This is a genomic window from Pseudomonas sp. K8 (assembly GCF_014889455.1).
Lineage (GTDB): Bacteria > Pseudomonadota > Gammaproteobacteria > Pseudomonadales > Pseudomonadaceae > Aquipseudomonas > Aquipseudomonas veronii.
In genome coordinates this window covers 19,882-34,350 of sequence record NZ_VJWO01000062.1, presented here as the reverse complement: position 1 = coordinate 34,350, position 14,469 = coordinate 19,882, and the positions used below count along the sequence as shown (strand labels likewise).

Sequence of the window (14,469 nt, the reverse complement as noted above, 5' to 3'; positions counted from 1 at the left end):
CATGAAAGTCGAACCAGGGCTCTACCAACATTATAAAGGTCCGCAGTACCGCGTTTTTAATGTGGCGCGGCACTCCGAGACCGAAGAAGAAGTGGTGTTCTACCAAGCACTGTATGGCGATTACGGCTTTTGGGTGCGCCCGTTGAGCATGTTCCTCGAGTCCGTCGAAGTTGACGGCGAACAGGTCCCACGCTTTGCTTTGGTGCAGGCCGAACCCAGTCTTTTTTCAGGGCAATAACGGCAGGCTGCGCAGAATGCTGCGCTTGACCTCACCCGGTTGCCACTATATATAGCGTTGCCGCGTCAGGCGCCAACTGCCTTTCACTTCTCGAATTCAGGAATTTTCCGATCCATGGGCAAATCGCTGGTCATTGTGGAATCCCCGGCTAAGGCCAAGACCATCAACAAGTACTTGGGCAACGAGTACGTGGTGAAGTCGAGTATCGGCCATATCCGAGACCTGCCCACCAGCGGTTCGGCTAGCGCCAGCAAGGAGCCTGCCGCCAAGCGCGGCAAGGCGGCTGCGGGCGAAGGTCCGGTGCTCACGCCTAAAGAGAAAGCGCGCAAGCAGCTGGTCTCGCGCATGGGTGTGGACCCGGAACATGGCTGGAAGGCCAAGTACGAAATCCTTCCGGGCAAGGAAAAGGTCATCGAAGAGCTGCGCCGGCTCGCCAAAGATGCCGACACCATCTATCTCGCAACGGACTTGGACCGCGAAGGGGAAGCCATTGCCTGGCACCTGCGGGAAGCCATCGGCGGTGATGACAGCCGCTACAAGCGTGTGGTGTTCAACGAAATCACCAAGAAAGCCATCCAGGAAGCCTTCTCCAAGCCGGGCGAACTGGATATCGACCGCGTCAACGCTCAGCAGGCCCGCCGTTTCCTCGACCGCGTCGTGGGTTACATGGTCTCGCCACTGCTGTGGGCCAAGATTGCCCGTGGCCTGTCTGCTGGCCGTGTGCAATCGGTCGCGGTCAAGCTGGTGGTGGAGCGTGAGCGCGAGATCCGTGCGTTCAACCCTGAAGAATACTGGGAAGTCCACGCCGACCTCGGCACCGCCAAGGGCGCCAACGTGCGCTTTGAAGTGGCCCGTGAAAAAGGCGAGGCCTTCAAGCCGCTGAACGAAGCCCAGGCCATGGCCGCGCTGGAGAAGCTCAAGTCTTCCAGCTACAGCATCGTCAAGCGCGAAGACAAACCGACCAGCAGCAAGCCGTCGGCGCCGTTCATCACGTCCACCCTGCAACAGGCCGCGAGTAACCGCCTGGGCTTCGGCGTGAAGAAAACCATGATGATGGCCCAGCGTCTGTACGAAGCCGGCTACATCACCTATATGCGTACCGACTCCACCAACCTGTCGCAAGACGCGGTGGCGATGGCGCGCACGTATATTGAAAGCGAGTTCGGCAAGAAGTACCTGCCGGAGAAGCCAAACGTCTACAGCAGCAAAGAAGGCGCCCAGGAGGCTCACGAAGCGATTCGTCCTTCCGACGCCAACACCGAGCCGAGCAAGCTGAGCGGCATGGAACGTGACGCTGAGCGCCTCTATGAGCTGATCTGGCGCCAGTTCCTGGCCTGCCAGATGCTGCCGGCGCAATACCTGTCCACCACCGTCAGCGTGGGCGCAGGCGACTTCGAGCTGCGTGCCAAGGGCCGTATCCTCAAGTTCGACGGCTACACCCGCGTGATGCCGCAAATCGCCAAGCCAGGCGACGACGACGTACTGCCGGACATGGCCCAGGGCGACACGTTGAAGCTGATCAAGCTCGACCCGTCCCAGCACTTCACCAAGCCGCCGGCGCGTTATTCGGAAGCCAGCCTGGTGAAAGAGATGGAGAAACGCGGTATCGGTCGTCCTTCGACCTATGCGGCGATCATCTCCACGATCCAGGACCGTGGCTACGTGGCGCTGCACAACCGGCGTTTCTATTCGGAAAAGATGGGCGACATCGTCACCGAGCGTCTGTCCGAGAGTTTCTCCAACCTGATGGACTACGGCTTCACCGCCGGCATGGAAGAGAACCTCGATGACGTGGCCCAGGGCGAGCGCGACTGGAAGAGCGTGCTCGACGAGTTCTACGGCGACTTCAAGAAAAAACTCGAAGTGGCCGAAAGCCCGGACAGCGGCATGCGTGCCAACCAGCCGGTGATGACCGACATCCCGTGCCTGACCTGCGGCCGGCCGATGCAGATTCGTACCGCGTCCACCGGCGTGTTCCTCGGTTGCTCGGGCTACAGCCTGCCGCCGAAAGAGCGCTGCAAGGCCACCGTCAACCTGGTGCCGGGCGATGAAATCGCCGCCGACGACGAGGGTGAATCCGAATCGCTGGTGCTGCGTGGCAAGCACCGCTGCCCGATCTGCAGCACGGCGATGGATGCCTACCTGTTGGACGAGAAGCACAAGTTGCACATCTGTGGTAACAACCCGGATTGCGACGGCTACGAGATCGAAGAGGGCAGCTACCGCATCAAAGGCTACGAAGGCCCGAGCCTGGAATGCGACAAGTGCGGCAGCGAGATGCAACTCAAGACCGGCCGTTTCGGCAAGTTCTTCGGTTGCACCAACCCGACGTGCAAGAACACCCGCAAACTGCTGAAAAGCGGTGACGCGGCGCCGCCGAAGATGGACCCGGTGAAGATGCCCGAACTCAAGTGCGAGAAGGTCAACGACACCTATATCCTGCGTGATGGCGCTTCGGGGCTGTTCCTGGCTGCCAGCCAGTTCCCGAAAAACCGCGAGACCCGTGCGCCGTTGGTGCTCGAGATCGTGCCGCACAAGGATGAGATCGATCCGAAGTACCACTTCCTGTGCGAAGCGCCGAAGAAGGACCCGGACGGTCGCCCGGCCGTGATCCGCTACAGCCGCAAGACCAAGGAACAGTACGTGCAGTCCGAAGTGGATGGTAAGCCGACCGGTTGGAAGGCGTTCTACGACGGCGGCAAGTGGAAGGTCGAGGACAAGCGCCAGGGCGCTTGATCGGTTAATCTGATAACGCTAAAAGCCGTCTGCATAGACGGCTTTTGCTTGCTGTAGGAGCGAGCTTGCTCGCGAAAGGTCGCTAACGATTACACGAAAAACCTGATGCCCCACGGCGCCCCCAGGTTTTTCGCGAGCAAGCTCGCTCCTACATACCAGCATTACGCCTATTCGTTGTGGAGATTGCCGTCATGGCCAACGAACTCTATACCCGTACCAACCAGAAAATTTACTTCGCGGGTTTATCCCTGGAAGCCCTTGGCCGTGCCGAGGAAGGGAAGGAGATGAACGCCATCGCGCTGGTCCAGGCGGGGCGTGAGGCGGCCCTGTTCCACCTGTACGGCGCCTTGCTGGGGCTGTGTCATGAAATCGCCGGGTTCTACCGTTTGCCCCAGGCCGGTTCGCCGCGTGCGGAAATGATCATGAATCGCGAAGTACTGGACGCCATGGCGATCCCTGAACTCGCCGAATTGGTGGAAATGGCGCAAAGCCCCGACAGTTGGGTGGCACGCCTGCTCAAGGCGCATGCCGATATGTTCCAGCCGCCACGTGTTCCCCATGTGCCCAAGGGCGATGTGACCCAGCCGTTGATCGTGGCGCTGTCGCTGGAAGAGGATGAGCCGAAGCCGTTGAGCCGCGAAGAGCTTGAAGGCTGGCGCCAGGAGCTGAAAAACATGGCGCTGCGGTTTCGTGAAGGTTTGAACGAGTGCTGAGACACGCTCGTTGAGCCGGTGATCATTGCGAGCTGACAGCCAAGGCACCTGCGCAGATGGGTGCCAATCAAAATTGTGGCAGTGGGCTTGCTCTCACTAAGCACCATTCATCCAGCCGTAAAGAAACCTCGCCAGATCCACTGCGAGGCCTGGCAGATGACTGATATAATCCCGGCCTTTCGTGGAGAACAGACTTTTATGCCAACGTCCTTTCTGGAAATTGTTGAATTGCCTGACGGCCGAATCGAGCTGCGCCGGGCTGAGGACGAGGGTTCTCTGGTTATCTTGGACTTTTCTGAAGACGCCAAGGCGTTCCTGCAAGGCCAGCACGTGGAAGTGGCAAAAGCCATGTTGAGCGTTGGCGTACAGATGGCAGGCCGCCTGGCGGAAGGCGAACCGGAGAAAGAAGACGGTCCACGGGTTCTGCACTGAGTGTGGCGTGGGAGCTTGCACCCGCTGGGGCGCTAAGCGGCCCTGAACATGCGATTGCTGTACCGTCCAATGGGAGCAAGCTCCCTTGCCACAGGGCTAGCCTGCGGCACCTCGAATTACCCCAAACGAATATTCAAGCTCTGCGCATTGCCAGTACGCGCAGCGCTGATCAACTGTTGCTTGGCGTTGGCATTCAGCGGGTTCAACCAGCTCACCACTGTATGGCTGCGGCCCAGGCGCAGGGCTTCGCAGGTCAACTGCTGGGCACTTTGTGCGCCGCGTGGTTGCAGCAACAGGATGCGCTCGCGGTTGAGACCGGCGTCCCGCAGCCAGGCCTGGGTCAGGCTGGCGGGTGGGGCGATCAGCGTCAACCAGCGTGCATCCTGTTCCTCGCTCAGTTCACGCAGGATCGGCGCCAGCAGGCTCAGGCAGCTCCCGGCCGCACCGCGCAACGACAGTTCACTGAACGCCTCAGGCTCGGCGCACCAGGGCGCCTCGACCGTTTCCTTGAGGATGGGCGCAAGGGGTTGGGCCATGAAGGCCTCGAACAGCGACAGTTGTGTGTGTTGTGGGGTGTGCACGAGCTGCATGATGCCTCCTTTAGCGGCGAATGACGCCGACGCTCAGGCCTTCGATCACCAGGTCCTGGTCTTTCAGGTTGACTTCGATCGGGGCGAACTCAGGGTTCTCGGCCAGGAGCCAGACCTTGCTGCCTTCGCGCTTGAAGCGTTTGACGGTGACTTCATCGCCGATGCGGGCGACGACGATCTGGCCGTTACGGGCTTCACGAGTGGTGTGGACGGCCAGCAGGTCACCGTCGAAAATGCCCACGTCCTTCATGCTCATGCCATGGACCCGCAACAGGTAGTCGGCGCGAGGGTGGAAGAAGGTCGGGTTGATGTTGCAGGATTCCTCGACGTGCTGTTGCGCCAGGATCGGCGCGCCGGCAGCGACGCGGCCGATGATCGGCAGGGTCGATTCGTCGGCCTTGGCTTCGAAACCGGGAATGCGAATGCCCCGCGAAGCGCCCGGGGTCATCTCGATCGCGCCTTTGCGAGCGAGGGCCTTGAGGTGTTCTTCGGCGGCGTTGGGGGATTTGAACCCCAGTTCCAGCGCAATTTCCGCGCGCGTCGGCGGGTAGCCGTTGTCGTCGAGGCAGCGCTTGATAAAAGCCAGAATCTCAGCTTGGCGTGGCGTCAGTTTTAGCATGTTGATCGCTCTGTCTTTTTATACAGTGACTGGGATTATATACAGTGGACTGCGCTTGGCAATCATCCTTTTTTGCGCGTCCGCTGGACGGTCATTCGTCAGCCCTCCTACAACGCAAAGACAGCGCTGCCTACAGAGTTGAAAGGATGTGATTAAATAGCGTTCAAATAGATGACTGCCCGGCCGGAAAGCGAACCCGCAGGCTTGACAAGACACAAGCTGAAACGTATGTTTCAAACAAGTGTTTGTCAGGCGGAGTAGCCATGGCCCAGTCGGAAACCGTTGAACGCATTCTCGATGCTGCCGAGCAATTGTTCGCGGAAAAAGGATTTGCTGAAACCTCATTGCGGCTGATCACCAGCAAGGCCGGGGTCAACCTCGCCGCCGTGAACTACCATTTCGGCTCGAAAAAAGCCCTGATCCAGGCGGTGTTCTCGCGTTTCCTGGGGCCGTTCTGCGCCAGTCTCGACCGTGAGCTCGAACGCCGCCAGGCCAAGGCCGACCATAAGCCAAGCCTGGAAGAACTGCTGGAAATCCTCGTTGAGCAAGCGCTGGTGGTGCAGCCACGCAGCGGCAACGACCTGTCGATCTTCATGCGCCTGTTGGGCCTGGCGTTCAGCCAGAGCCAGGGCCACCTGCGCCGCTACCTGGAAGACATGTACGGCAAGGTGTTCCGCCGCTATATGTTGCTGGTCAACGAAGCCGCCCCGCGCATCCCTCCGATCGAATTGTTCTGGCGCGTACACTTCATGCTCGGCGCGGCGGCATTCAGCATGTCCGGGATCAAGGCCTTGCGGGCGATTGCCGAGACCGACTTTGGCGTCAACACCTCCATCGAGCAGGTGATGCGCCTGATGGTGCCGTTCCTCGCTGCCGGCATGCGCGCCGAAACCGGCGTGACCGACCAGACCATGGCCGCCGCGCAATTGCGTCCGCGCAGCAAATCGACGCCAATCCCCGCGAAGGTTTGACCGCCCCGGGTGTGCGCGGCCGCCAGCATCCGCTAAGCTAGCCGCCCATGCCGAATTCAGCTATTTACTCGCAACCCATTGTTCTTGCCGCGCCCGCCGCGCCGCGAGGGCAATGGGTTGTGTGCGTTATTTAAGGAAGGTTTATGACTGCTGCCCTGCAAGGTTCTTTGATGGTCGACGTTGCCGGCACCTGGCTGACGGCCGAGGATCGCCACCTGTTGCGCCAGCCTGAGGTGGGCGGCCTGATCATTTTTGCGCGCAATATCGAGCATCCGCGCCAGGTGCGGGAATTGAGCGCGGCGATTCGTGCCGTGCGCCCGGACCTGCTGCTGGCGGTCGACCAGGCGGGCGGTCGCGTGCAGCGCCTGCGCCAGGGTTTTGTGCGCCTGCCGGCCATGCGTGCGCTGGCGGATCACCCTAACGCCGAATACCTCGCCGAACAGTGTGGCTGGATCATGGCCACTGAAGTCCTGGCCGGCGGCCTGGACCTGAGCTTCGCCCCCGTGCTGGACCTGGACTACCAGCGTAGCGCCGTGGTCGGCAGCCGTTCCTTCGAGGGCAACCCCGAGCGCGCCGCGGTGCTTGCCGGGGCGTTTATCCGTGGCATGAACAGCGCCGGCATGGCCGCCACCGGCAAGCACTTCCCGGGGCACGGGTGGGCTGAGGCCGATTCCCACGTTGCGATTCCCAATGACGAACGCAGCCTGGAACAGATTCGCGCCAATGACCTGGTACCTTTCGCACGCCTGAGCCGGCAATTGGCTGCGGTGATGCCAGCCCACGTCATTTACCCGCAAGTCGACGCCCAGCCGGCCGGTTTCTCGCGCCGCTGGTTGCAGGACATCCTGCGCGGCGAATTGCAATTTGACGGGGTGATTTTCAGCGACGACCTGTCCATGGCTGGTGCCCACGTGGTTGGGGATGCGGCCAGCCGAATTGAAGCCGCACTGACGGCGGGGTGCGACATGGGCCTGGTGTGCAACGATCGGGCGGCTGCCGAACTGGCGCTGAGCGCGGCCCAGCGGATGAAGGTCACGCCATCGGCGCGGATCGCACGGATGCGTGGGCAGGCGGTTGCGTCGATGGAGTATAAGCAAGACCCGCGTTGGCTGGTGGCGCTCGGCGCGTTGCGGGATGCGCAGTTGATCGATTGAGACGGCGGCGCGCCTATCGCGGGCAAGCCCGCTCCTACACTTGATTGTGTACATTCTGTCGAAGTGCGGTTGAATGTGGCGATGCGCTGGCCGCGAGGGCGATCTAACCGTCAGCGTTTTTCTTGTTTGTTGGGCAGCGGCGCAAACAGCGCTTCGATCTCTTCGTTGCCCAGCTGCCAATCCCCGGTGGTCCGCCCGTCGAGCACGCCCGCTGCAAGGTCGGACTTTTCCTTCTGCAGGTGCTGGATTTTCTCCTCCACCGTGCCCCGTGCAATCATCTTGTAGACGAACACCGGTTTCTCCTGGCCGATGCGATACGCACGGTCGGTGGCCTGGTTTTCCGTGGCCGGGTTCCACCACGGGTCATAGTGGATCACAGTGTCGGCTTCGGTCAGGTTGAGTCCTACGCCACCTGCCTTCAGGCTGATCAGAAAGATCTGCAGCTTGCCGCTCTGGAAGTCTTTCACCGGCGTGCGCCGATCGCGGGTCTGGCCGGTCAGCAGCGCGTAGGCGACACCGCGTTTTTTCAGCTCGAGTTCAATCAGGCTCAGCATCGAGGTGAACTGGGAGAACAACAGAATCCGGCGCCCTTCGGCAAACAGCTCTTCGAGCATCTCCATCAAGCTGTCGAGCTTGCCCGAGCTGCTGCCGCGCGTCGGCAGGGTGGCATCGTTGACCAGGCGCAAATCGCAGCACACCTGGCGCAGCTTGAGCAGCGCTTCAAGAATGATGATCTGGCTGCGCGCCACGCCTTTGCGGGTGATCTCATCGCGGACTTTTTTGTCCATGGCCAGGCGCATGGTTTCGTACACGTCGCGCTGGGCTTCATTGAGCTCGACCCAGTGGATGATCTCGGTTTTCGGCGGTAATTCCGTCGCCACCTGTTCCTTGGTGCGACGCAGCAGGAACGGTTTGATCCGACCGTTCAGGTGCTGCAATCGTACATCGCTGGCGCGTTTTTCAATCGGCACGCGGTAGTCGCGGTTGAAGCTTTTCACGTCGCCCAACCAGCCCGGCAACAGGAAGTGGAACAGCGACCACAGCTCGCCCAGGTGGTTTTCCAGTGGGGTGCCGCTCAGGCACAGGCGCTGCCGTGCGTTCAGCTCACGCGCCGCCTGGGCCGCCTTGCTCGAAGGGTTCTTGATGTACTGCGCTTCGTCGAGGATCAGCACATGCAAGGGCAGGGCGGCGAGTTGCTCGATGTCTTTGGGCAGCAACGCATACGTGGTCAGCAGCAGGTCGTAGTCCTGCAGGTTTGCGAAGTGCTTTTTGCGGGTGGCGCCATACAGCGCCAGGACCTTGAGTTGCGGCGTGAAGTGCGCGGCCTCGTCGAGCCAGTTGGGGATCAGGCTGGTAGGCATCACCACCATGCACGGGCGGTCCAGGCGCCCGGCGATCTTCTCGCTGAGAATATGCGCCAAGGTCTGTAGGGTTTTGCCCAGGCCCATGTCGTCCGCAAGAATGCCGCCCACCTCCAGCTGGCGCAGTGACTGCATCCAGCTCAAGCCCTCCAGCTGATAGGGGCGCAAGGTCGCGTTCAAGCCTTCGGGCGCGACGCAGGTGAAATCCTTGATGTCGCGCAGGCGCTGGGCGAAGGTGCGGATCTTCTCGCCGCCTTCCCATTGCAGCGGCAGGTCTTCCAGCGGGTTGAGGCGGATCGCGTCGGCCTTGGCCAGGCGCAGCGTGGTGGTGCCGGGTTCCTGCAGGTAGAACTCGCCGAGGGTGGCCAGGACGGGTTTCAGGCGGCCGTAGGGCAGCGCCACTTGCAGCGGGCCGTGGCCACCGTTGGGCAGGCCGGGGATGTTGACCAGGATCAGTTCGTCATCGCGGCGGCGTGCGAGTTTTTCCGGGTTGAGGATTTCGGTGTGCGAACGCATCAGGTTGAGCAGGATCGGCAGCAGGCTCAGGCGTTCGCCGTTGACGATGATCCCCAGTTCCAGGTCGAACCAGTCGCGCTCCGGCCCTTCGTCGACGGTGGCATACCAGTCGTCCACCGGGCTCAGGTCGAAGCCGAAGTCGTCGTCGATCTGCAACTCCCAGCCTTCGGCCCGCAGTGTCGGCGATGCGTTGAGGGTGAAGTTCAGCCAGGCGCTGTCATTGACCATCTCGAACAGTTCGCCGGCACTTTCCGGCAACGCTTTGCTCTGGCGCGTGGCGATCTTGAAACCGAGCAGGCGCAGTTGTTCGCGATAGCGCTGCTCCAGCTCGGGGTGCCGCTTGATCCGCAGGCTCTGGGTTTCCTGGCGGACGATGATGTCGGCGTTCTTTTGCCCGCTGACGTAGTTGCCCAGATAGTTGAACGACAGCGCCGCACGGTGCTGGATATAGCGCTGCATCTTGCCGTTGCGCGGCTCGAACGCGCTGAACGCGACACTGGCCAGCCATAGGCGCGGCACGGGCAGCACGTCGTCCATCACCACCTGCGGCAGCACCACGCGGTTGTCCAGCACGGCCTGGAGTTTTTCCAGCAGTTCGGCGTCCTGGGCCGCCGCCGGGTAGGCCAGGGTTTCCTGGACCTTGAGCAGCACCGCGGCGATGTGTTTGCAGTTGGTGTGTACCGGGCAGGTGCAGCGGCTGTCCACCAGGATCAGCGTGCCCTTGGCCGATTCGCGCAACGAGATGGTCTGCCGGTAGACGTTGCTGCCCGAGCCTTCGCAACTGGCGATGATGGTGCTGTCGCCCGACTCGACGATGCGTACCCGGTTCTCCAAGGCATAGCGCCGCCCGCGCTCCAGGCTTTGTTCTTTGAAGCGATTGGCCCACGAAGGGGCCAGGGGCTTGGTCAGCGGCGACGTCAGGGGCATGGCGCTGGATCAGTCCTGAAAGTCGACGGGCGGTGCGCTGGGCTGTTTGGCGGTCAACGAAGTGATCTTGATCAGCAGCGCCAGGTGGCCGCCATCCAGGTAGTTGAGCTGGTTGTTCTTGGTCCGCACGTCTTTCTGCGCCAGATGCTCGCTGGCGATGACGCTGCCGTTGCCGTCGAACTGGTTGATCCAGAAGTCCGCGTCGATATCGGTAAAGCGCCCCAGTTGCAGGCTCAGCACACCCTCGAGGGGAAATTGACCGAACTGCTCCCGGCCGTCGGTGATCGCGATTTTTACCGGCTGCTCACCGAGGTTCTGTTCCCAGGCCTTGTGCGCCAGCACCGTGTAGTTGGCGTCTGCGCGGAGTTTGTCGACGATCGTGCCCAGGCGCGCCGGGCTGCTTCTGTCGCCCAGGCGCTCGGCGCCGGCATCCCAGTCTTCCGGCGCGGCGCGGCTGTTGATCACCGGCTCCGCGTTCTGGCGCACCAGGACCATTTCCACTTGGTACAGGCTGTCGGCAAACGCCGAAGGTGCGAGTACCACTAATAACAAGCTCAGAATGCGAAACACGCGCATTGGGGCGTCCTTCAAACAGATTTCGGGATGAGGCGCTCAAACAGCGCCTCCAAGGTATTGAAGCGTTCTTCGGCACGTTCCATCGGCACCATGAACTTGAACAGCGTAGCCCCTTCGAACTTGTACCGGTTGGGCTGGCCCTGGATCAGCTTGATCAGCACCAACGGGTCCACCGGCGTCTGCGCTTCGAACTCGATGCGCCCGCCCTGCGGCCCGGCGTCGACCTTCTTGATCCCCAGTTGCTCGGCCTGCAATTTGAGCAGGGTCAGGCGCACCAGGTTCTTGGTCGGTTCCGGCAACAGGCCGAAGCGATCGATCATCTCCACCTGCAGGTCCTTGAGACCTTCTTCGTCGGTGGCCGAGGCGATGCGCTTGTACAGGATCAGTCGCGCGTGGACATCCGGCAGGTAGTCTTCGGGGATCAATGCCGGCAAGCGCAGGTTGATCTCCGGACCGCCGCCCAGGGGTTGGTCGAGGTTCGGTTGCTCGCCCTTGCGGATGGCTTTCACCGCGCGTTCGAGCATCTCCATATATAAGGTGAAGCCCACGGCCTGGATCTGCCCGCTCTGGCCGTCGCCGAGCAGTTCGCCGGCGCCACGGATTTCCAGGTCGTTGGTGGCCAGCACAAAGCCGGCGCCCAGGTCCTGGGTGTTGGCGATGGCTTCCAGGCGTTTTTCCGCGTCGCCGGTGATTTGCTGGCGCGGTGGCGTCAGCAGGTAGGCGTAGGCCTGGTGGTGACTGCGTCCGACGCGGCCGCGCAGTTGATGCAGTTGTGCCAGGCCGAACTTGTCGGCGCGCTCGATGATGATGGTGTTGGCGCTCGGCACGTCGATGCCGGTCTCGATGATGGTCGAGGCGATCAGCACGTTGAAGCGCTTGTGGTAGAAGTCGCTCATCACCTGTTCGAGGTCGCGCTCGCGCATTTGCCCGTGGCCGATGGCGATGCGTGCTTCCGGCACCAGTGCGGCGAGGTCGGCGGCGCATTTCTCGATGGTTTTCACATCGTTGTGCAGGTAATACACCTGCCCGCCGCGCAGCAATTCGCGCAGCAGCGCTTCCTTGACCGTGCTGTTGTTCTGCTCCATCACGAAGGTGCGTACCGACAGGCGCCGCGCCGGTGGAGTGGCGATGATCGACAGGTCGCGCATGCCCGACACCGCCATGTTCAGCGTGCGCGGAATCGGCGTGGCGGTGAGGGTCAGAATGTCGACTTCGCTGCGCAGGGCCTTGAGCTGTTCTTTCTGACGCACCCCGAAGCGGTGTTCTTCGTCGATGATCACCAGGCCCAGGTTCTTGATCTTCACATCGTCCGACAGCAGCTTGTGGGTGCCGATCACGATGTCGATCTTGCCCTCCGCCAGGTCGGCGACGGCGGCGTTCACTTCCTTGGCGGATTTGAAACGGCTCATCACTTCGACGGTCACCGGCCAGTCGGCAAAGCGGTCGCGAAAGCTGTTGTAGTGCTGCTGGGCGAGCAGGGTAGTCGGCACCAGGATCGCCACTTGCTTGCCGCCATGCACCGCGATGAAGGCGGCGCGCATCGCCACTTCGGTCTTGCCGAAGCCCACGTCGCCGCACACCAGGCGGTCCATCGGCTTGGGCGCGAGCATGTCGGCGCGCACCGCTTCGATGGTGGTTTGCTGGTCCGGGGTTTCTTCGAAGGCAAAGCCGGCGCTGAACGTGGCGTAGTCGGCTTTCGGGTCGGCGAACGCATAACCCTCGCGGGCGGCGCGACGGGCATAGATGTCGAGCAGCTCGGCGGCGACGTCGCGCACCTGTTCGGCGGCCTTGCGCTTGGCTTTCTGCCAGGTCTCGGAACCCAGGCGGTGCAACGGCGCCAGGGCGTCGTCGCTGCCGGTGTAGCGGGCGATCAGGTGCAGGTTGGCCACCGGCACATACAGCTTGGCGCCTTCGGCGTATTCCATGGTGAGGAATTCGGCGGCCTGGTTGTCGATTTCCAGCGTTTGCAGGCCCAGGTAGCGGCCGACGCCGTGGTCGATATGCACCACCGGCGCGCCTTCGCGCAGTTCGGTGAGGTTTTTGATCACTGCGTCGTTGTTGGCGTCGGCGCGTTTTTCGCGGCGACGGCGCTGCATCACCCGTTGCCCGAACAGCGGGCTTTCGGCGATCAGCGCCAGGGCCGGATCGTCCAGCAACAGGCCTTCATCCAGCGGCGCAATGGTGATCGCCAGGCGCTCTTTGCCGGCGACGAAGTCCGGCCAGCTGTCGACGGTTTTCGGGCGCAGCTTCAGGCGTTCCAGCAGCTCCAGCAGCACTTCGCGGCGCCCGGCCGATTCGGCGGTAAACAGCACGCGCCCGGCGAAATCGCCGAGGAAGTGGGACAGCGCTTCGAGTGGCTGGCTGGCCTTGGCTTCAATCGCCAGGTTCGGCAGGTTTTGCGCGGGGAAGCGCGTGCGGCCGCTGCCTGCGTCCACATCCTCTTGGCTGGCGACCACGCGCGGCCAGTTTTTCAGGCGGGCGAAGCAGTCTTCCACCGGCAGGAACAGTTCGGCGGGCGGTAATAAAGGACGGGACGGATCGACGCGACGCTCTTCATAGCGGTTGCGCACGTCGCTCCAGAAGTTTTCCGCCGCCTGCTCTATGCCCGGCAGCGAGAACACCTGGGTGTCCTGGGGCAGGTAGTCGAACAGGGTGGAGGTTTCGTCGAAGAACAGCGGCAGGTAGTACTCGATACCGGCGGGGGGAATCCCGCTGCTCAAGTCCTGGAAGATCGGGCAGCGGCGGAAGTCGACGTCGAAGCGTTCGCGAAAGCGCGCCTTGAAACGCGTCACCGCGTCTTTCTGCAGCGGGAATTCCCGCGCCGGCAGCAGTTTGATCGACTCGACTTTGTCGATGGAGCGCTGGTTTTCCGGATCGAAGGTGCGCAGGGTCTCGATTTCGTCATCGAACAGGTCGATGCGGTACGGCAACTTGCTGCCCATCGGGAACAGGTCGATCAGCGCACCGCGCACCGCGAATTCGCCGTGCTCGTACACCGTGTCGACGCAGCGGTAGCCGCTGGCTTCCAGGCGTGTACGCATTTGCTCCACGTCGAGCTTCTGGCCGATATCCAGCACCAGGCTGCTGCCCAGCAGGAACTTGGTCGGCGCCAGGCGGTGCAGCGCCGTGGTGATCGGCACCACCAGCACGCCGTGGACCAGTTCCGGCAGGCGGTACAGGCTGGCGATGCGCTGGGAAATGATGTCCTGGTGCGGCGAGAACAGGTCGTAGGGCAGGGTTTCCCAGTCGGGAAAATGCAGCACCGGCAAATCGGGGGCGAAGAAGCTCAGCTCCTGCTCCAGCCGTTCGGCGCTTTGGCTGTCGGCGGTAAGCAGCAGGGTAAAGCGCTTGGCTGCGCTGGCAGCCTCGGCGATGGCCAGGCTCAGGGCGGCACCGGGCAAATTGCCCCAGTGCTGTTTACCTGCCGCGGCAGGGAGTTGCGGTAGACGCAGAACGGGCACGGAAGGTTGAGCTCCAAGCGTTGCGACAAAGTCGGTAATTGTAACGGCCCGAGGTGCCGCCTGTCAGTTGCTGACTGAGCCTATTACGGTTTGCGGGAAATGTGGTGGCTAAGACAAACAATGGCGCGTTTTGACTCAATATGTAGTGCCAAAATGCATATAGTTTTCGGAGGGT

The 14,469-nt window shown here is 62.0% G+C and carries 11 protein-coding genes; 6 read left to right on the top strand and 5 right to left on the bottom strand.

The window, feature by feature from the left end; translation table 11 throughout:
- The first annotated feature begins 1 nt into the window (after position 1).
- From INT12_RS27490 to INT12_RS27475, 4 genes are all read left to right on the top strand, one after another.
- Positions 2-238 (top strand): DUF1653 domain-containing protein, encoded by a 237-nt coding sequence (locus INT12_RS27490; RefSeq protein WP_010563748.1) that lies wholly within the window; start codon positions 2-4, stop codon positions 236-238.
- Positions 239-352: 114 nt separating this feature from the next.
- On the top strand, positions 353-2,974 hold the full coding sequence (topA, locus tag INT12_RS27485) for a type I DNA topoisomerase (protein WP_046384322.1): 2,622 nt from the start codon (positions 353-355) through the stop codon (positions 2,972-2,974).
- Between the two features lie 191 nt (positions 2,975-3,165).
- A complete protein-coding gene (locus INT12_RS27480) occupies positions 3,166-3,687 on the top strand; it encodes a DUF6586 family protein (protein ID WP_017848776.1) in 522 nt (173 codons plus the stop codon).
- Between the two features lie 198 nt (positions 3,688-3,885).
- Positions 3,886-4,119, top strand: coding sequence for a hypothetical protein (locus INT12_RS27475; protein ID WP_017254451.1), 234 nt, complete (start codon positions 3,886-3,888; stop codon positions 4,117-4,119).
- 116 nt (positions 4,120-4,235) lie between these two features.
- Here INT12_RS27475 and sulA read toward each other — a convergent pair whose 3' ends face one another.
- Together sulA and lexA are read right to left on the bottom strand one after the other, a co-directional pair.
- Positions 4,236-4,709 (bottom strand): SOS-induced cell division inhibitor SulA, encoded by a 474-nt coding sequence (gene sulA, locus INT12_RS27470; RefSeq protein ID WP_102617705.1) that lies wholly within the window; start codon positions 4,707-4,709, stop codon positions 4,236-4,238.
- Positions 4,710-4,719: 10 nt separating this feature from the next.
- Positions 4,720-5,328: a transcriptional repressor LexA gene (lexA, locus tag INT12_RS27465; protein WP_003172575.1), complete on the bottom strand. Its 609-nt coding sequence runs from the start codon at positions 5,326-5,328 to the stop codon at positions 4,720-4,722.
- Positions 5,329-5,591: 263 nt separating this feature from the next.
- Here lexA and INT12_RS27460 point away from each other — a divergent pair, with 263 nt between their 5' ends.
- Positions 5,592-6,299, top strand: a complete 708-nt coding sequence (locus INT12_RS27460) for a TetR/AcrR family transcriptional regulator (RefSeq protein WP_046384321.1) — start codon at positions 5,592-5,594, stop codon at positions 6,297-6,299.
- Between the two features lie 143 nt (positions 6,300-6,442).
- The gene (nagZ, locus tag INT12_RS27455; protein WP_193059100.1) at positions 6,443-7,453 is read left to right on the top strand and encodes a beta-N-acetylhexosaminidase; all 1,011 of its coding nucleotides are present in this window, start codon (positions 6,443-6,445) and stop codon (positions 7,451-7,453) included.
- A gap of 110 nt (positions 7,454-7,563) precedes the next feature.
- On the opposite strand, the gene INT12_RS27450 is transcribed toward nagZ, so the two are convergent.
- The 3 genes from INT12_RS27450 to mfd are packed head-to-tail and all read right to left on the bottom strand — an operon-like array spanning position 7,564 to position 14,294.
- Complete coding sequence (locus INT12_RS27450) at positions 7,564-10,257, bottom strand: DEAD/DEAH box helicase (protein WP_104903746.1); 2,694 nt, start codon at positions 10,255-10,257, stop codon at positions 7,564-7,566.
- 9 nt (positions 10,258-10,266) lie between these two features.
- A complete protein-coding gene (locus INT12_RS27445; protein ID WP_017848781.1) occupies positions 10,267-10,833 on the bottom strand; it encodes a CsiV family protein in 567 nt (188 codons plus the stop codon).
- An 11-nt stretch (positions 10,834-10,844) separates the two neighbouring features.
- On the bottom strand, positions 10,845-14,294 hold the full coding sequence (gene mfd / locus INT12_RS27440; RefSeq protein WP_193059099.1) for a transcription-repair coupling factor: 3,450 nt from the start codon (positions 14,292-14,294) through the stop codon (positions 10,845-10,847).
- Positions 14,295-14,469 lie beyond the last annotated feature (175 nt).

Bases quoted from the DNA above. Each gene is read 5' to 3' on its own strand.
- INT12_RS27480 (WP_017848776.1), top strand. From the start codon at position 3,166: ATGGCCAACGAACTCTATACCCGTACCAACCAGAAAATTTACTTCGCG.
- topA (WP_046384322.1), top strand. From the start codon at position 353: ATGGGCAAATCGCTGGTCATTGTGGAATCCCCGGCTAAGGCCAAGACC.
- lexA (WP_003172575.1), bottom strand. From the start codon at position 5,328: ATGCTAAAACTGACGCCACGCCAAGCTGAGATTCTGGCTTTTATCAAG.
- INT12_RS27445 (WP_017848781.1), bottom strand. From the start codon at position 10,833: ATGCGCGTGTTTCGCATTCTGAGCTTGTTATTAGTGGTACTCGCACCT.
- INT12_RS27475 (WP_017254451.1), top strand. From the start codon at position 3,886: ATGCCAACGTCCTTTCTGGAAATTGTTGAATTGCCTGACGGCCGAATC.
- INT12_RS27490 (WP_010563748.1), top strand. From the start codon at position 2: ATGAAAGTCGAACCAGGGCTCTACCAACATTATAAAGGTCCGCAGTAC.
- INT12_RS27450 (WP_104903746.1), bottom strand. From the start codon at position 10,257: ATGCCCCTGACGTCGCCGCTGACCAAGCCCCTGGCCCCTTCGTGGGCC.
- sulA (WP_102617705.1), bottom strand. From the start codon at position 4,709: ATGCAGCTCGTGCACACCCCACAACACACACAACTGTCGCTGTTCGAG.
- INT12_RS27460 (WP_046384321.1), top strand. From the start codon at position 5,592: ATGGCCCAGTCGGAAACCGTTGAACGCATTCTCGATGCTGCCGAGCAA.
- nagZ (WP_193059100.1), top strand. From the start codon at position 6,443: ATGACTGCTGCCCTGCAAGGTTCTTTGATGGTCGACGTTGCCGGCACC.